Genomic DNA, 15,229 nt, shown 5'->3' on the forward strand with positions numbered 1-15,229 from the left:
GCCATTCTACGCCGCCGTGCGTGCGGCCCCGGCGCGGGTCAGGATTGATCGCCAGCGCTGGCCCCGGCCAGCAGGGCGCGCGCCACCGGCAGCGCGGCATCGACCCAGCGCGCGTACTGCGCGGCGGAAGGATGCAGGCCGTCGTCAGCCAGCATCGCCGGGGCATCGCCGGCGTCGCGGCTGATCCCGGTGATGTCCACGAACACCACGCCACGCGCGCGGCAGAGCTCGGCAGCGGCGGCATTGCAGGCGTCCAGCTCGGCGGCGATCCGGCGCGGGCTGCGCAGTTCGCGGCGGGCGAACGGGGTGACGCCCCAGTCCGGGATCGACAGCACCAGCACCCGCCCCGCGCGCGCGCCGGCCAGCGCGATGGCGCGCGCCAGCAGGGCATCGAACCCGCGCGCGTAGTCCGCCAGCGGCAGGCCGCGGTACTGGTTGTTGACGCCGATCAGCAGGGAGACGAAGTCCCACTGCCCCAGCGGTTCGGCGGCGTCCATCGCGGCGGACAGCTCGTCGGTGGTCCAGCCGGTGCGGGCGAGGATCCGCGGCGGTTCCAGCGCCAGCCCGTCCGCGCGCAGGCGCGCCGCCAGCTGCAGCGGCCAGCGCCCGGGTTCGTCGATGCCCTCGCCGATGGTGTAGGAATCGCCCAGGGCCAGATAGCGGATCGTGCTCACGTGCCTGCCTGCGGAGGAAACCGGTCGCGCAAGCGTAGCCGGGATGCCCGCCGCGCGCCGCCCGTGGTCAGGCCGGCAGCGCCAGCACCGTGATTTCCTCGCGGTCGTGGTAGAGCTGCCTGGCGCGGATCGTCAGCGGCCTGCCCGCCTGCCGCGCGAACAGCTCCAGGCACAGTTGCGTCTCCTGCCAGCGCTTCTTCATCGGCAGCTTGAGGTTGAAGATGGCCTGCCGGCACCAGCCCTCGCGCAGCCAGGTCGCCATCCGCTCGGCCACCCGGCGCGGCTGTTCCACCATGTCGCAGACCATCCAGTCCAGCGGCTGCGGCGGCTGCCAGGAAAAGCCGTCCGCGCGCAGGTGCTGCACCTGGCCGGTGTCCAGCACGTGCGGGCGCAGCGGGCCGTTGTCGATCGCGGTGACGCGCAGGCCGTGGCGGGTCAGCACCCAGGTCCAGCCGCCGGGGGCGGCGCCGAGGTCGGCGGCGCGCATGCCGTCCTGCAGCAGGCGCGCGCGCTCGGCATCGGTCAGCAGCACCCGCAGCGCCTCCTCCAGCTTCAGCGCCGAGCGCGAGGGCGCGTCCGGGTGCATGCGCAGGCGCGGGATGCCCAGCGGCCACGGCGCGCTGTCGGCGGGCAGGCTGCGGGCGAGGAAGGCGTGGTCGCCGGCGACGAAGCATACGTGCAGGCGCGGCAGGCGCGGGTCGTCCTGCGCCCCGAGCAGGCCGGCCTTGCGCAGCGCCGGGCGCAGGGCGTTGCCGAGGCTGCGCGCCAGCCCCGCCAGCGGCTTGCCGGCATCGCTGTCGGGATGCTCCATCAGCAGCGTGCCGAACCGGGCCTGCCCGCGCAGCGCCTGCAGCATCGGCGTGATGCGGTCGCCCGGGTCCAGCCCGCGCAATTCGGCGAGCAGGCGCAGCTTCTGGCGCGCGAACACCAGCGTGGAAAACGGCAGCGCGCGGTCGAGCGCGTCGGCGTCGGCCGGGTCAGGAGTAAGGAGCAGCACGTAGCCGCTGTCGCGCTCGGTGCGCGCATAGCCGGGCAGCCCGGCCGTGCCGGCGCGCTCGCTCAGCTCGCCGGCCAGTTCCGGCTCGAAGCCCTGGCGGCAGTAGCCCAGCAGGCCGTCAATAATTCGGCCCGCCCAGTTCGCCGTAGGCCTTCAGCGCCGCACGCGCGGCGTCGCGCTCGATGTCGCGCACCACCTCGATGCCGCGCCTGCTGAGTTCGCCCACCCAGTCCGCCGGCAGCGGGCCTTCGTCGAATGAAGTCAGCGCCTCCACGTCCTCGGCGCGGGCGCCGATCAGCAGGCGGTCGATCCCGGCCCACACGGTGGCGCCGTAGCACTGGCAGCACGGCTGGGCCGAGGTCGCCAGCGTCACCGGGCCGCCCAGTGCGTTCAGCCGGAACTGCTGCAGGCGCTGCTGCGCCAGCATGTAGGCCATCATCTCGGCGTGCGCCGCCGAACAGCTCTGGCGCACCACCCGGTTCACGCCGACCGCGATCAGCTGGTCCTGCGGCCCGAACACCGCGGCGCCGAACGGGCCGCCGCTGGCGTGTTCGACGTTCAGGCGCGACAGCTCGATTGCGAATGCCACCTTGGCTGCATCGCTGGAGAAATCGCGGCTGGCCAGATCCAGCTCCATCACCCAGACGGGCAGGGTGAGATGCAGCTGCACGGGCAGGGGCATCGGCATGGCTCAGCCCTTCTGCGACCAGGTGTCGCGCAGGGTCACGCTGCGGTTGAACACCGGCGCATCGCTGCGGTGGTCGTAGCGGTCGGCCACGAAGTAGCCCAGGCGCTCGAACTGGAAGCCCTGCTCGGGCGCGGCCTGCGCTGCGGCCGGCTCCACGTAGCCAGTGACCACGCGGCGCGAGTCGGGGTTCAGGTAGTCGCGGTAGGTCTTGCCGTCCTCGTCGGTGTCCGGGTTCGGCACCGTGAACAGGCGGTCGTACAGGCGGATTTCCGCCGGCACCGCATGCTTCGCGCTGACCCAGTGGATGGTGCCTTTCACCTTGCGGTTGGCGCCTTCCATGCCCGGGCGCGAGGCGGGGTCGAGCGTGCCGTGCAGTTCGACGATGCGGCCGTCGGCGTCCTTCACCACCGTATCGCAGCGCACGATGCCGGCGCCGCGCAGGCGCACCTCGCCACCCACGGTCAGGCGCTTGAATCCCGGCGGCGGCACTTCCTCGAAATCCTCGCGCTCGATCCACAGCTCGCGCGCGAACGGGATGCCGCGCTCGCCCTGCGCCGCGTCCTTCGGGTGGTTGGAGAACGTCAGCGTTTCCTCGTGGCTGGCATCGAGGTTGGTGAGCACCAGCTTGAGCGGGTCGAGCACCGCCATCCGCCGCGGCGCGTGCGCGTCGAGGTCGTCGCGCAGCGCGCCTTCGAGGATGGAGATGTCCAACAGCGAGTTCTGCTTGCTGATGCCCACGCGTTCGACCATCAGCTTCAGCGCCGAAGGCGTGTAGCCGCGGCGGCGGATGCCTTGCAGGGTGGGCATGCGCGGGTCGTCCCAGCCATCGACCAGGCCTTCCTCGACCAGCGCCAGCAGCTTGCGCTTGCTCATCACCAGGTAGTTGAAGTTCAGGCGCGAGAACTCGATCTGGCGCGGCTTGCCGGCTTCCAGCGGCAGGCCCTTGGCGACCAGCGGCGCCAGCAGTTCCGGGTTGTTCGCCAGGTCCACCTTGTCCACGCACCAGTCGTACAGCGGGCGGTGGTCCTCGAACTCCAGCGTGCACAGCGAGTGGGTGATGCCTTCGATGGCGTCGCTCAGCGAATGCGCGAAGTCGTACATCGGGTAGATCGGCCACGCGTTGCCGGTGTTCTGGTGCTCGACGTGCTTGATCCGGTACAGCGCCGGATCGCGCAGGTTGATGTTGCCGCTGGCCATGTCGATCTTCGCGCGCAGGGTGCGCGCGCCGTCCGCGAACTCGCCCGCGCGCATGCGCCGGAACAGGTCGAGGTTCTCCTCGACGCTGCGATTGCGGTAAGGCGATTCGCGGCCCGGTTCGGTCAGGGTGCCGCGGTACTCGCGAACCTGCTCCGGGGTGAGGTCGCAGACGAAGGCGTCACCCTGGCGGATCAGCTTCTCCGCCGCGAGATAAAACACTTCGAAATAGTCCGAGGCGTGGCGCAGGCTGGCCCAGTCGAAGCCCAGCCAGCGCACGTCGTCCTGGATCGCGCGCACGTACTCGGGGTCTTCCTTGGCCGGGTTGGTGTCGTCCAGGCGCAGGTTGCAGCTGCCGCCGAATTCGGCCGCGATGCCGAAGTCCAGGCAGATCGCCTTGGCATGGCCGATGTGCAGGTAGCCGTTGGGCTCGGGCGGGAAGCGGGTCTTGATCGCGGCGTGCTTGCCGCTGGCCAGGTCGTCGCGGACGATCTGGCGGATGAAGTCGGTGCGCGCGGGGGCGTCGGCGGAAGCGGGGGTATCGGACACGGCAGGGGTCGCAGGCAGGTAGCGGGCTAGTTTATCCGAGCCCCGCCGCGCAAGGGTTCCGCGCGCGGGTGCCGGGGTTTACGCTGGGCGCCTGCGAGGAGAGCCGATGCGCACCGTGTACGACGCCGCCAACCTGATCGACGCGCATCTGGTCAAGCATGCGCTGGAGGATGCCGGCATCCCCGCGTTCGTGCGCGGCGAGGCCCTGACCGGCGGGATCGGCGAACTCGGGGTGTTCGGGCTGGTGGCGGTGATGGTGGCGGATGCCGCCGAGCCGGCGGCGCGCGCGGTGGTCGCGCAGCTGCAGTTGGGGGATGCGCCGGCACCGGATGCCGACCCGGATGCCCTGCCGGCCGGCGATCCGGCATGAGCCACGCGCAGGCGTCGCGCGCGGCCAGCTTGCAGCTGCTGGCCGGGGCCGCGATCATCGGCAGCAACGGGATCCTGGTGCGGCTGGCCGGAATGCCGCCGACCGCGGTGGCGTTCTGGCGGATGCTGCTGGCCGGCGTGTTGCTGGCCGCGCTGGTGACCCTGCGCCACGGCTGGCAGGCGCTGCCCGGCAAGGCCTGGCGCTGGCTGGCGGTGCCGGTGCTGGCGTTCGCCATCGACCTGTGGATGTGGCACCAGAGCATCCTGCGGATCGGCCCGGGTCTGGCCACCCTGCTGGCGAACGCGCAGGTGTTCTTCATGGCGCTGGCGGGCGTGCTGCTGTTCCGCGAGCGGCTGGGGCCGCGCTTCGTGGCCGGCGTGCTGCTGGCGTTCTTCGGGCTGTGGCTGCTGCTGGGCGCGGACTGGGCCAGCCTGCCGCCGCAGTACCGCGGCGGGGTCTGGCTGGGGCTGGCCACCGGGGTGGCGTATGCCGCCTACAACATCGGGATCAAGCGCACCCAGGCGCTGTCCGGGGCCGGGCGCGCGCGGGTGCCGGTGGAGCAGGTGCTGTGCCTGGCCGCGTTCGGTAGCGCGCTGTGCCTGGGCGCGATCGGCTGGGCCGAGGGCGAGGCGTTGCGGCCGCCGTCCCTGCACACCTGGGGCGTGCTGCTGGCGCTGGCGGCGATCGGGCACTGCCTGAGCTGGATATTGATCTCGCGCGCGATGGGCGCATTGCCGGTGGCGCTGGCCGGCTTGCTGCTGCTGGCGCAGCCGATCGTCGCCTACCTGCTCGACGTGCTGCTGTTCGACGTGCCGGTGTCGCCGCGGCAGTGGATGGGGCTGGCGGTCAGCCTGGCCGGGATCTTCGTGGCCGGCGTTCGCGGACGGCAGCCGCCGCTGCCCGTGCAGGAGCCATGAGGCGCGCGGGCATGCGGTGGCGCTGCCCGTCCGTGGTTCGACAAGCTCACCACGAACGGGCATGGGGGTGCGCCGCGCGCTGTGCGGAATGTGGCTGACACGCGGCCTGGTCATGGTTCGACAGGCGCACCACGAACGGGCATGGGGGTGCGTCGCGTGGCGTGCGGGCTGCGGCCCTCAGAGCGGAGTGATCGCGCAGGTGTAGACCAACTCGCAGGCGCCGTTGCCGGTGTCGTCGCGGCGCAGCGAGCTCACCCAGTGCCAGCCGTGGTCGTCGATCCGCACCAGCCAGCCGTCGAGGCGCACGTGCTGCCCCGCATGCAGGCGGTGCAGAACCGCCGCCACCCGCTCGTCGGCCGGGACGATATGCATGTTCGCGCTGCTGCTGGCGATCTCGGCCGGCGGGATCGGCGGGTGCCCGCGCCAGCGGTAGTGGTACCAGCGGCCGCCCTGGTGGATCGACAGATGCTTGAGGATCGCCGGATCGGCCATCCGGCCCCAGCCCAGCGCGAGGTCGCTGGGCGAATACGCCGCCTCGCGGCCGAAGCGGTAGTCCTCGCGGCCGAGCACGCGGGCATCCACGCTGAATCCGGCCAGCGCGGTGAGGCTGGCGGGGCCGACGTCGGGCAGGACGGTGCCGGGGGGCACCGGGCTTTGCAGCGGTGGCTCGCCGGGGTGCACCTGCGGCGGCAGCGGGCAGGCCGGCGGCACCGCGACGGTGGCCGGTGCCGGGGCCGGCAGGCGCACGCGCGGATGCGCCAGCCACCAGGCCAGGGCCAGGCAGACGGCGATGGCCAGGATCAGGCCGCTGCGGGTGGGCATCGGGGCTCCGGGCGCGGGGGTCAGCCCAATTGTGCACGCGCGCGTGCGGCGATGACATCCGCCACCTGGCGCAGGAAGCCGTCCAGCGCCGACGACTTGCGCCAGGCCAGCGCCAGCCGGCGGGTGGGGGCGGGATCGGCGAACGGCACCAACCGGATCCCGGCCGGCTGCACCACCGGTGCGTGCACCGACAGCGCCGGCAGCAGGGTGACACCGACCCCGGCGGCCACCATCTGGCGCAGGGTCTCCAGGCTGGTCGCGCGGAACCCGGCTTTCTCCTGCGCACCGGCCAGCCGGCATACGTCCAGTGCCTGGTCACGCAGGCAGTGGCCGTCTTCCAGCAGCAGCAGGGTTTCGTGCCCGAGGTCGTCGATGTGCAGGCCGCGCGCCTGCGCCAGCGGGTGGCGCTCCGGCGCGGCCAGCACGAAGGGCTCTTCGAACAGGAACTGCGCGTGCAGCTGCTCGTCGTGCAGCGGCAGCGCCAGCAGCGCGGCATCCAGCTGGCCATCGCGCAGGCGCTGCAGCAGCACGTCGCTCTTTTCCTCCACCAGCAGCAGCTCCAGCTGCGGGAAGGCCTCGCGCAGGGCTGGCACCACGTGCGGCAGCAGATACGGGCCGAGGGTGGGGAACACGCCCAGGCGCAGGGTGCCGGAGGCCGGGTCGTGGCTGCGTCGCGCGGCCTCCTTCATCTCGTCCACGTCGGCCACGATCCGGCGCGCGCGCTGCACCACGTCCTGGCCGGCGGCGGTCAGCATGACCTTGCGCGGCGCGCGCTCGACCAGGACCACGCCCAGCTCCTCCTCCAGCTTGCGGATCTGGGTGGAGAGCGTGGGCTGGCTGACGAAGCAGGCCTCCGCCGCCTTGCCGAAGTGGCGCAGGTCAGCCAGGGCCACCAGGTACTTCAGGTCACGCAGGTTCATCGGCGGCTCCCTTCAGCTCGATGGTGTTGCCGTCGGGATCGTCGAAGTACAGCGAGGGCCCATCGCCTTCCGCGCCGAAATTGCGCCTCGCGGGGCCGCGCGGTGCGAGCCCGTGTGCCGCCAGGTGCGTGATGATGCCGGCTTCGTCGAATGGCTCGATCCGGAGGCAGAGATGGTCGAGGTTGCGGCCTTGCGGGCCCGGCGCGGTGCCGCCGCGCCGGCCGAGCGGGCCGTCCACCGCCACCAGGTCGATCATCGAAGCGCCTGCGCGCAGGTGGCGCAGGCCCAGGTCGTCCCGGCGGCGCACCGTCTCGCAGCCGAGCACGTCGCGGTAGAACGCTTCGCTGCGGTCCAGGTCGCGCACACGCAGCACCACGTGGTCGAGGCGCTGCACGTCGAACGGCCGCGTCGCCATCGCGTCAGGCCGCCTGCGCGGCGCCCGCCGGGGTGCGGATCAGGTAGTCGAAGGCGGACAGCGCGGCGGTGGAACCGGCGCCCATCGCGACCACGATCTGCTTATACGGCTCGGTGGTGGCGTCGCCGGCGGCGAACACCCCGGGCAGCGAGGTCTGGCCGCGGTCGTCGATCACGATCTCGCCGCGCGCCGACAGTTTCACCGCACCCTTCAGCCACTCGGTATTGGGCAGCAGGCCGATCTGCACGAACACGCCATCCACCGCCAGCTCGTGGCGCAGCGCGGTGCCGCGTTCCAGCCAGCGCAGGCCGGTCAGGCGCTGGCCGTCGCCCAGCATCTCGGTGGTCTGGGCATTCACCAGCACGCGCACGTTCGGCAGGCTGCGCAGCTTGCGCTGCAAGACTTCATCGGCGCGCAGCTTGCCCTCGTATTCCAGCAGGGTGACCTCGGAGGCGACGCCGGCGAGGTCGATCGCCGCCTCCACCCCGGAATTGCCGCCGCCGATCACCGCCACCGGCTTGCCCTTGAACAGCGGGCCGTCGCAGTGCGGGCAATAGGTGACGCCGCGGGTGCGGTACTCGGCCTCGCCGGGCACGCCGGTCTGGCGCCAGCGCGCGCCGGGGGCCAGCACCACGCTGCGCGCGCGCAGGGTGGCGCCGCTTTCCAATTCAATACCGAGCAGGCCGTCGTCGCCGGCCGGGTGTAGGGCGCGCGCGACCTGTGCGGTGACCAGGTCCACCCCGTACTGGCGCACGTGCGCTTCCAGCGCAGCGGCCAGCTTCGGGCCCTCGGTGTATTCGACCGAGGGGAAATTCTCGATCGCCAGCGTATCCAGCACCTGGCCGCCGAAGCGTTCGGCCACCAACCCGGTACGGATGCCCTTGCGCGCGGCATAGATCGCCGCCGCCGCGCCGGCCGGGCCGCCGCCGACGATCAGCATGTCGTAGGGCGCGCGTTCGGCCAGCGCCGCGGCGGTGCGCGCGGCCGCGCCGGTGTCGAGCCGGGCGAGGATCTGCTCCACGCCCATGCGCCCGTTCTCGAACGGCTGGCCGTTGAGGTAGACGGTCGGCACCGACAGGATCTGGCGCGCCTCGACTTCGTCGCGGAACAGCGCGCCGTCGATCGCCACGTGGCGGATGCGCGGATTCAGCACGCTCATCGCGTTCAGCGCCTGGATCGTGTCCGGGCAGCTCTGGCAATGCAGCGACATGTAGGTTTCGAAGCGGTAGTCGCCGTCCAGCGCGCGCACCTGCGCGGCCAGCGCCTCGTCGATCTTCACCGGGTGCCCGCCGACCTGCAGCAGGGCCAGCACCAGCGAGGTGAACTCGTGGCCCAGCGGGACCGCCGCGAAGCCGACCTGCACGTCGGTGCCGGCGCGGCGGATCAGGAACGAGGGCTTGCGCGCATCGTCGCCGGCGACGCGGGTGATCTTCGGCGAGAGCGCGGCGATCTCGTCCAGCAGCGCGTCCAGTTCGCGCGCGGCCGGCGAGTCGTCCAGGCTGGCGACCAGTTCGATCGGCGCCTGCACGCGCTCCAGGTAGCCGGCCAGTTGGTCTTTCAGGTCTTGCTCGAGCATTCGGGACATCCTCGGGGGAGGGTGGGACGTGGGGCGGAGGGGCAGAAACGGCGGGGTGGAAGCGGGCTGCGGCCAGCCGCGCAGGGCGGCGGGGCTGGCCGCAGCCCCTTCCCGGCGCGGGGAAGGGGCGCGGGCCGCGGACGGCAGCGGCCGCCCGCGGCGCGGAGGTCAGATCTTGCCGACCAGGTCCAGCGACGGCTTGATGGTCTTGGCGCCCTCGTTCCACTTGGCCGGGCACACTTCGTTCGGGTGCGCGGCCACGTACTGCGCGGCCTTCAGCTTGCGCAGGGTCTCGGTGACGTCGCGCGCGATCGCGTTGTCGTGCACTTCCATGGTCTTGATCAGGCCATCCGGGCTGACGATGAAGGTGCCGCGCAGGGCCAGGCCCTCTTCGTCGATGTGCACGCCGAAGGCGCGGGTCAGCTGGTGGGTGGGGTCGCCGACCAGCGGGAACTTGGCCTTGCCCACCGCCGGGCTGGTCTCGTGCCACACCTTGTGCGAGAAGTGGGTGTCGGTGGTGACGATATAGACCTCGGCGCCCAGCTTCTGGAACTCGGCGTAGTGGTCGGCCGCGTCCTCGATCTCGGTCGGGCAATTGAAGGTGAAGGCGGCCGGCATGAAGATCAGCACCGACCACTTGCCGTGCAGGTCCTTGTCGGTCACTTCGATGAACTTGCCCTCGCGGTAGGCTTGCGCCTTGAACGCGGGGATGCGGGCATTGATCAGCGGGCGGCGGTCGGCTTGCAGGCTGTTTTCGAGCAGGGACATCTTTCAGACTCTCCGTGTGGTGGGGATGTTGCGTTGCGCAAAAACTAGCGCGCGCGATTCAATCCATCAATAAAATCGTTTCTATCATTTAGATAGTTTTTAACTATCAGTAGCGGGAGATCTCTGAAATGCGGCTTTCCAGACGTCATCCTGCGGCGATCATCGCGGTTCGGTGGCGAACGTGAGTGAGGCGACGGTCGCCGGGCTGCTGCGCATTCAGGCAACGGGTATCGACCCTGTCGATGGCGAGCTGCTGCTGGCGGAGGCGCTGGGGCGCTCGCGCAGCTGGCTGTACGCGCATCCAGAGGCCGCGGTGCCGGCACCGGCGCGTGCCCGCTTCGAGGCCCTGCTGGCGCGCCGGCAGGCGGGCGAGCCAGTGGCCTATCTGCTGGGGCGGCAAGGATTCTGGAGCCTGGAGCTCGAGGTCAGTCCGGCCACCCTGATCCCGCGTCCGGAGACCGAATTGCTGGTGGAGCTGGCGCTGGCGCGCCTGCCGGCGGGGCAGCCGCTGCGGGTGGCCGACCTCGGCACCGGCAGCGGTGCGATCGCGCTGGCGCTGGCGCGCGAGCGGCCGCAGGCGCGCATCGTCGCCACCGATGCCAGTCTGGAAGCGCTGGCCGTGGCGCGCCGCAACGCCGAGCGCCTCGGCCTTCGGGTCGAGTTCCGCGACGGCGACTGGCTGGTGCCGCTGGCGCAGGAGCGCTTCGACCTGATCGCCAGCAATCCGCCTTACATCGAACAAGACGATCCGCACCTGGCGCAGGGCGACCTGCGCTTCGAGCCGCCGGCCGCGCTGGCCTCCGGTGCCGACGGGCTGGACGCGATCCGGGTGATCGTGCGTGATGCCGGCCTCCATCTGCATGCGGGCGGCTGGCTGCTGCTGGAGCACGGCTGGAATCAGGGCCCGGCGGTGCGGGTGTTGCTGGAGGCCGCAGGCTTCAGCGAGGTCGCGACCGAACGCGATCTGGAAGGGCGCGACCGGGTGAGCCTGGGGCGCTGGTCACAGAAGGTGCCGGGGCGCGCACCGGCATGATCGAGGCGCGTGCTGGCCAGCCGTTAGAATCGGCGCATCCCCACAGCGTTGGAATCTCCCGCATGCGCAGCCTGTATCCCGAGATCGCGCCCCACCGCAGCGGCATGCTGGCGGTGGACGCACGCCACACCCTGTACTGGGAGGAGTGCGGCAACCCCGAGGGCAAGCCGGTGGTGCTACTGCACGGCGGCCCGGGCGGCGGCTGCAGCGCCAACATGCGCCGCTTCCACGATCCCGCGAAGTACCGGATCGTGCTGTTCGACCAGCGTGGGGCCGGGCGCAGCACGCCGCATGCCGACCTCGTCGACAACACGACGTGGGACCTGGTCGCCGACATCGAGAAACTGCGCGAACACCTCGGCATCGAACGCTGGCAGGTGTTCGGCGGCAGCTGGGGTTCGACCCTGGCGCTGGCCTATGCCGAAACCCATCCGCAGCGCGTCACCGAGCTGGTGCTGCGCGGCATCTTCCTGTTGCGCCGCTGGGAACTGGAGTGGTTCTACCAGGAGGGTGCCAGCCGCCTGTTCCCGGATGCGTGGCAGCATTTCCTCGCACCGATCCCGGCGGTGGAGCGCTGCGACCTGATCGGTGCCTACTACCGGCGCCTGACCTCCGACGACGAGGGCGTGCGGCTGGCCGCGGCGCGCGCCTGGAGCATCTGGGAAGGCGCCACCAGCTATCTGCACATTCCCGACGACTACGCCGAGACCCACGGCGATCCCGCCTTCGCGCTGGCGTTCGCGCGGATCGAGAACCACTACTTCGTCAACGGCGGGTTCTTCGAGGAAGAAGGCCAGCTGCTGCGCGATGCGCATCGCATTGCCGGGATTCCCGGGGTGATCGTGCATGGCCGCTACGACGTGGTCTGCCCGATCCAGAATGCGTTCGATCTGCATGCGGTCTGGCCGCGATCCGAGCTGATCGTCAGCCCGACGTCCGGACATTCCGCGTTCGAGGCCGAAAACGTGGATGCGCTGGTGCAGGCCACCGACCGCTTCGCCGCCGGTTGAGGCGCGGCGGCGTTCAGTCCACCGGGCTGCCGTCCGGGTTGCGCTTGATCATCCACAACCCGGCCCAGAGCTTGAGGTCCAGCTCGTAGCCTTCCGCGTGCTTGCGCATCAGCCAAGCCGGGGCCTCGCGGCGCGGCACTGCGTGCACGGTGATGCGTTCGTCGCCGATGCCACCGCCTGCGCCCACCCGCACCAGATCGCGGGCGCGCACGAAGGCGATGCGTTCGTTGCTCATGCCTGAGCTGGTGGGGCCGGCCAGCAGCACCTCCAACCGGCCCGGTGCCCAGCCGGTTTCCTCGATCAGCTCCTCGCGCGCGGCGTCCAGCAGGGTGGCATGGGCGGGATCGTCGCCCACCAGCCCGGCCGGCATCTCGATCGTGCGCGCGCCCAGCGGGATGCGGTACTGCTCGACGAACAGCACCTCGTCGGCCGGGGTGACGGCGATGACGATCACCGCCATGCCCTCGCCATGCACGCGTTCGCAGGATTCCCAATGGCCGATGCGCACCAGCCGCAGCCATTGGCCTTCGTGGAGGATCTCTCGGGTGTCGTCCATGCCCCGATGCTAGCGCAGGCCGATGACGGACCGCGCGCGCGGCCTGCTCATGCTGGCAGGCTTGCCGCGGCGGCCAGTCGGCGGCGGGTGAGCGGGCCGAAGCCGACCCAGTCGGCCAGCGCATCCAGTTCGGCGCCGTCGCCACCCTGGCGGCTGAAGTCATGCGCCGGCAGCGGGGCGTCCAGCGCGATGGTGGTCAGCCGCCGCCACAGCAGGGCCTGCGTGCGCTGTTCGCGCAGGCGCGCGGCCAGCTGGGCGACACCGCGCAGGCGCAGGAACGGCACTTCGTCGAGGCGCTCCAGCAGCGCGTCCAGCGAACCGAAGTGGGCCAGCAGTACCGCCGCCGACTTCGGGCCGATGCCGGCCACGCCCGGGATGTTGTCCACCGCATCGCCGGTCAGTGCCAGGTAGTCGGCGATCTGGTGCGCGTGCACGCCATGCCGCGCCTTCACCCCGTCCGCGCCCCAGCGCTGGCCCCTGGCGAAGTCGTACTGTTCGTCGCCCGGCTGCAGCAGCTGCGAGAGGTCCTTGTCGGCAGAGACGATCACGCTGCGGAAGCCGCGGCCGCGCGCGCGGTGGACGGCGCTGCCGATCAGGTCGTCGGCCTCGTAATCGGTATGCGCCAGTGTCGTCAGCCCCAGCGCCTGGCACAGCGCCTTGCACCACGCGAACTGCCGGCGCAGCTCCGGCGGGGCCGGCTCGCGGTTGGCCTTGTAGGCCGGGTACAGGGCGTTGCGGAAGCACGAATCCAGCGCCTCGTCGAAGGCGACGGCGATGTGTTGCGGGCGCTCGCGCTCCAGCAGTTCCAGCAGGAAGCGGGCGAAGCCGTGCACCGCGTTGGTCGGCCAGCCGTCGGCGTCGTGGAACTCGTCCGGCAGCGAGTGCCAGGCGCGGAACACGTACAGCGAGGCATCGACGAGGTGGAGGGTGGGCACGCTCATCCGGGAATTGTAGACGGCGGTCAGCGCCCCCCTCCGGGGCACCAGTCCGCCAGCAGCGCGGCCGGGTCGGGGCGCTCGCGCTCGGGCGCGGCGACCTGCGGGGTGCCGATGGCAATCGTCCCGGCCAGTTCCTCATCCGCGGCCAGCCCCAGCGTGCCTTCCAGGAACGGGCGGTCGTAGGCCGGCCAGCCGGTCAGCCATTGCGCGCCGAAGCCTTCGGCCTGCGCCGCCTGCAGCAGCAGCAGGCAGACGCAGGCGGCGGTGGCGCGGCGCTCGCTGTCCGGGATCTTTTCGTCCGACCCCAGCCGCGTGACCACCGCCAGCGTCAGCGGCGGCAGGGTGAAGCGGGTACGCAGTTTTTCTTCCACCGCTGCACCCGCGTCCGGCTCGCGCTGGCGCAGGCGCGCGAGCGCGGCGTCGGCCAGCGCCGCGCGGGCAGGGCCTGCGATGCGCAGGAACCGGAACGGCACCCGCTTGCCGTGGTCGGGCACGCGCACGGCGGTGCGCAGGATGCGCAGCAGCTGCGCCTCGTCCGGGCCGGGTGCGGCGAGCTGGCGGGTGGGGACGGAGCGGCGGGCGTCGAGGGCGGCGAGGGTGAGCATGGGGAATCCGCGGGTGGGGACGGCCATGGTAGCCGCCGCATTCGGTAGGATGCGGGCAACACGGCGAAAGCGGGGGCGGCGATGGCGGTGATCGTGGGCGTGGCGCGGGAGACGGCCGCAGGCGAGCGCAGGGTGGCACTCACGCCGGAGACCTGCCGCAAGCTGGTGGCGGCCGGGTGCACGGTGCAGGTGCAGCCGGGGCTGGGGGCGGGGGCGTTCTTCGCGGATGCGCTGTATGCCGAGGCCGGGGCCGCGCTGCGCGAGGACGCGCTGGCCGCCGCCGACCTGGTGCTGTGCGTGCAGCCGCCGCCGGCCGAAGTGATTGCCGCGCTCAAGCCTGGCGCGACCGTGGTCGGCCTCTTGCAGCCGCAGGCGGACGCGGCCCGCGGGCAAGCCATCCGCGAACGCGGCCTGCTCGCCTTCCCGCTGGAACGGCTGCCGCGCACCACCCGCGCGCAGGCGATGGACGTGCTCAGCTCGCAGGCCGGCATGGCCGGCTACAAGGCGGTGCTGATCGCGGCCGAACTGGCGCCGCGGTTCTTCCCGATGCTCACCACCGCGGCCGGCACCATCCGCCCGTCGAAGGTGCTGGTGGTCGGTGCCGGCGTGGCCGGCTTGCAGGCGATCGCCACCGCCCGCCGCCTCGGCGCACAGGTGGAAGGCTTCGACGTGCGACCGGAGACGCGCGAGCAGATCGAATCGCTGGGTGGCCGCTTCCTCGATCTGGGCGTGTCCGCCGCCGGCGAGGGCGGCTATGCGCGTGCATTGACCGACGAGGAGCGCGCCGAGCAGCAGCGCCGGCTGGGCGAGCACCTGAAGGGCATCGACGTGGTGGTGTGCACCGCCGCGGTCCCTGGGCGGCCGGCGCCGAAGATCCTGTCCGCGGCGATGGTGGACGGGATGAAGCCCGGCAGCGTGATCGTGGACCTGGCCGCGGAGACCGGCGGCAACTGCGAACTCACCCGTCCCGGCGAGCGCGTGGAGGTGGCCGGGGTCACCATCGCCGGTCCGCTCAACCTGGCCTCGCTGGGCGCCCAGCACGCCAGCGAGATGTACGCGCGCAACCTCTACAACTTCGCCATGCTGCTGGTGAAGGACGGCGCGCTGGCGTTCGACTGGGACGACGAGCTGCTGGCCAGGACGGTCTGGCCGGAGCGCACTGCCGCCGGCGCCTGAGCGCGGCGGGCGCGCATGCCC

17 protein-coding genes are annotated in these 15,229 nt (G+C 71.8%); 5 read left to right on the plus strand and 12 right to left on the minus strand.

The features are described 5' to 3' along the window. Nucleotides 1–38: 38 nt before the first annotated feature. From EDC34_RS07870 to EDC34_RS07885, 4 genes are all read right to left on the minus strand, one after another. Entirely contained in the window at nucleotides 39–674 is a 636-nt protein-coding gene (locus EDC34_RS07870) for an SGNH/GDSL hydrolase family protein (protein ID WP_425477457.1), read from the minus strand. 67 nt (nucleotides 675–741) lie between these two features. Then, the gene (gene rlmM / locus EDC34_RS07875; protein ID WP_114959955.1) at nucleotides 742–1,794 is read right to left on the minus strand and encodes a 23S rRNA (cytidine(2498)-2'-O)-methyltransferase RlmM; all 1,053 of its coding nucleotides are present in this window, start codon (nucleotides 1,792–1,794) and stop codon (nucleotides 742–744) included. Beyond that, on the minus strand, nucleotides 1,790–2,353 hold the full coding sequence (locus tag EDC34_RS07880; RefSeq protein WP_114959956.1) for a nucleoside deaminase: 564 nt from the start codon (nucleotides 2,351–2,353) through the stop codon (nucleotides 1,790–1,792). The genes rlmM and EDC34_RS07880 overlap by 5 nt, the downstream gene beginning before the upstream one ends. A 9-nt stretch (nucleotides 2,354–2,362) precedes the next feature. After that, nucleotides 2,363–4,102: a glutamine--tRNA ligase/YqeY domain fusion protein gene (locus EDC34_RS07885; RefSeq protein ID WP_114959957.1), complete on the minus strand. Its 1,740-nt coding sequence runs from the start codon at nucleotides 4,100–4,102 to the stop codon at nucleotides 2,363–2,365. Nucleotides 4,103–4,208: 106 nt separating this feature from the next. On the opposite strand from EDC34_RS07885, the gene EDC34_RS07890 reads away from it, so the two are divergent. Both EDC34_RS07890 and EDC34_RS07895 read left to right on the plus strand, forming a co-directional pair. Then, nucleotides 4,209–4,472: a putative signal transducing protein gene (locus tag EDC34_RS07890; protein WP_114959958.1), complete on the plus strand. Its 264-nt coding sequence runs from the start codon at nucleotides 4,209–4,211 to the stop codon at nucleotides 4,470–4,472. Beyond that, a complete protein-coding gene (locus EDC34_RS07895; protein ID WP_114959959.1) occupies nucleotides 4,469–5,389 on the plus strand; it encodes a DMT family transporter in 921 nt (306 codons plus the stop codon). Before EDC34_RS07890 ends, EDC34_RS07895 begins: the two co-directional genes overlap by 4 nt. Nucleotides 5,390–5,566: 177 nt before the next feature. On the opposite strand, the gene EDC34_RS07900 is transcribed toward EDC34_RS07895, so the two are convergent. The 5 genes from EDC34_RS07900 to ahpC all read right to left on the minus strand — a co-directional run bounded on the left by EDC34_RS07900 (nucleotide 5,567) and on the right by ahpC (nucleotide 9,890). Then, nucleotides 5,567–6,211, minus strand: a complete 645-nt coding sequence (locus EDC34_RS07900; protein WP_114959960.1) for a hypothetical protein — start codon at nucleotides 6,209–6,211, stop codon at nucleotides 5,567–5,569. Between the two features lie 20 nt (nucleotides 6,212–6,231). After that, nucleotides 6,232–7,131 carry a DNA-binding transcriptional regulator OxyR gene (gene oxyR / locus EDC34_RS07905; protein WP_114959961.1) on the minus strand — a complete coding sequence of 300 codons (900 nt, stop codon included), beginning with the start codon at nucleotides 7,129–7,131 and terminating at the stop codon, nucleotides 6,232–6,234. Then, nucleotides 7,118–7,546: a VOC family protein gene (locus EDC34_RS07910; RefSeq protein WP_114959962.1), complete on the minus strand. Its 429-nt coding sequence runs from the start codon at nucleotides 7,544–7,546 to the stop codon at nucleotides 7,118–7,120. The genes oxyR and EDC34_RS07910 overlap by 14 nt, the downstream gene beginning before the upstream one ends. Nucleotides 7,547–7,550: 4 nt before the next feature. Beyond that, nucleotides 7,551–9,122, minus strand: a complete 1,572-nt coding sequence (ahpF, locus tag EDC34_RS07915) for an alkyl hydroperoxide reductase subunit F (RefSeq protein ID WP_114959963.1) — start codon at nucleotides 9,120–9,122, stop codon at nucleotides 7,551–7,553. A 168-nt stretch (nucleotides 9,123–9,290) separates the two neighbouring features. After that, entirely contained in the window at nucleotides 9,291–9,890 is a 600-nt protein-coding gene (gene ahpC / locus EDC34_RS07920) for an alkyl hydroperoxide reductase subunit C (RefSeq protein WP_114959964.1), read from the minus strand. 181 nt (nucleotides 9,891–10,071) lie between these two features. Between ahpC and prmC the strand changes: the two genes are divergently transcribed. Together prmC and pip are read left to right on the plus strand one after the other, a co-directional pair. Then, on the plus strand, nucleotides 10,072–10,923 hold the full coding sequence (prmC, locus tag EDC34_RS07925) for a peptide chain release factor N(5)-glutamine methyltransferase (RefSeq protein ID WP_165921021.1): 852 nt from the start codon (nucleotides 10,072–10,074) through the stop codon (nucleotides 10,921–10,923). Nucleotides 10,924–10,985: 62 nt separating this feature from the next. Then, nucleotides 10,986–11,933, plus strand: a complete 948-nt coding sequence (pip, locus tag EDC34_RS07930; protein WP_114959965.1) for a prolyl aminopeptidase — start codon at nucleotides 10,986–10,988, stop codon at nucleotides 11,931–11,933. Between the two features lie 13 nt (nucleotides 11,934–11,946). Here pip and EDC34_RS07935 read toward each other — a convergent pair whose 3' ends face one another. Genes EDC34_RS07935 through EDC34_RS07945 form a run of 3 tightly spaced genes read right to left on the minus strand, consistent with a single transcriptional unit; the run spans nucleotide 11,947 to nucleotide 14,032 of the window. Next, nucleotides 11,947–12,489, minus strand: a complete 543-nt coding sequence (locus tag EDC34_RS07935; protein WP_114959966.1) for an NUDIX hydrolase — start codon at nucleotides 12,487–12,489, stop codon at nucleotides 11,947–11,949. 47 nt (nucleotides 12,490–12,536) lie between these two features. Beyond that, nucleotides 12,537–13,430, minus strand: coding sequence for a 5'-3' exonuclease (locus tag EDC34_RS07940; protein WP_114959967.1), 894 nt, complete (start codon nucleotides 13,428–13,430; stop codon nucleotides 12,537–12,539). Between the two features lie 20 nt (nucleotides 13,431–13,450). Beyond that, nucleotides 13,451–14,032: a nitroreductase family protein gene (locus tag EDC34_RS07945; protein WP_114959968.1), complete on the minus strand. Its 582-nt coding sequence runs from the start codon at nucleotides 14,030–14,032 to the stop codon at nucleotides 13,451–13,453. An 81-nt stretch (nucleotides 14,033–14,113) separates the two neighbouring features. Between EDC34_RS07945 and EDC34_RS07950 the strand changes: the two genes are divergently transcribed. Continuing rightward, complete coding sequence (locus EDC34_RS07950; protein ID WP_114959969.1) at nucleotides 14,114–15,208, plus strand: NAD(P) transhydrogenase subunit alpha; 1,095 nt, start codon at nucleotides 14,114–14,116, stop codon at nucleotides 15,206–15,208. The last annotated feature ends 21 nt before the right edge of the window (nucleotides 15,209–15,229 follow it).

Source organism: Thermomonas haemolytica (assembly GCF_004346265.1).
Lineage (GTDB): Bacteria > Pseudomonadota > Gammaproteobacteria > Xanthomonadales > Xanthomonadaceae > Thermomonas > Thermomonas haemolytica.

Bases quoted from the DNA above. Each gene is read 5' to 3' on its own strand.
- EDC34_RS07940 (WP_114959967.1), bottom strand. From the start codon at position 13,430: ATGAGCGTGCCCACCCTCCACCTCGTCGATGCCTCGCTGTACGTGTTC.
- EDC34_RS07945 (WP_114959968.1), bottom strand. From the start codon at position 14,032: ATGCTCACCCTCGCCGCCCTCGACGCCCGCCGCTCCGTCCCCACCCGC.
- EDC34_RS07890 (WP_114959958.1), top strand. From the start codon at position 4,209: ATGCGCACCGTGTACGACGCCGCCAACCTGATCGACGCGCATCTGGTC.
- pip (WP_114959965.1), top strand. From the start codon at position 10,986: ATGCGCAGCCTGTATCCCGAGATCGCGCCCCACCGCAGCGGCATGCTG.
- EDC34_RS07935 (WP_114959966.1), bottom strand. From the start codon at position 12,489: ATGGACGACACCCGAGAGATCCTCCACGAAGGCCAATGGCTGCGGCTG.
- EDC34_RS07910 (WP_114959962.1), bottom strand. From the start codon at position 7,546: ATGGCGACGCGGCCGTTCGACGTGCAGCGCCTCGACCACGTGGTGCTG.
- EDC34_RS07950 (WP_114959969.1), top strand. From the start codon at position 14,114: ATGGCGGTGATCGTGGGCGTGGCGCGGGAGACGGCCGCAGGCGAGCGC.
- ahpF (WP_114959963.1), bottom strand. From the start codon at position 9,122: ATGCTCGAGCAAGACCTGAAAGACCAACTGGCCGGCTACCTGGAGCGC.
- EDC34_RS07895 (WP_114959959.1), top strand. From the start codon at position 4,469: ATGAGCCACGCGCAGGCGTCGCGCGCGGCCAGCTTGCAGCTGCTGGCC.
- EDC34_RS07900 (WP_114959960.1), bottom strand. From the start codon at position 6,211: ATGCCCACCCGCAGCGGCCTGATCCTGGCCATCGCCGTCTGCCTGGCC.
- oxyR (WP_114959961.1), bottom strand. From the start codon at position 7,131: ATGAACCTGCGTGACCTGAAGTACCTGGTGGCCCTGGCTGACCTGCGC.
- ahpC (WP_114959964.1), bottom strand. From the start codon at position 9,890: ATGTCCCTGCTCGAAAACAGCCTGCAAGCCGACCGCCGCCCGCTGATC.
- EDC34_RS07880 (WP_114959956.1), bottom strand. From the start codon at position 2,353: ATGCCCCTGCCCGTGCAGCTGCATCTCACCCTGCCCGTCTGGGTGATG.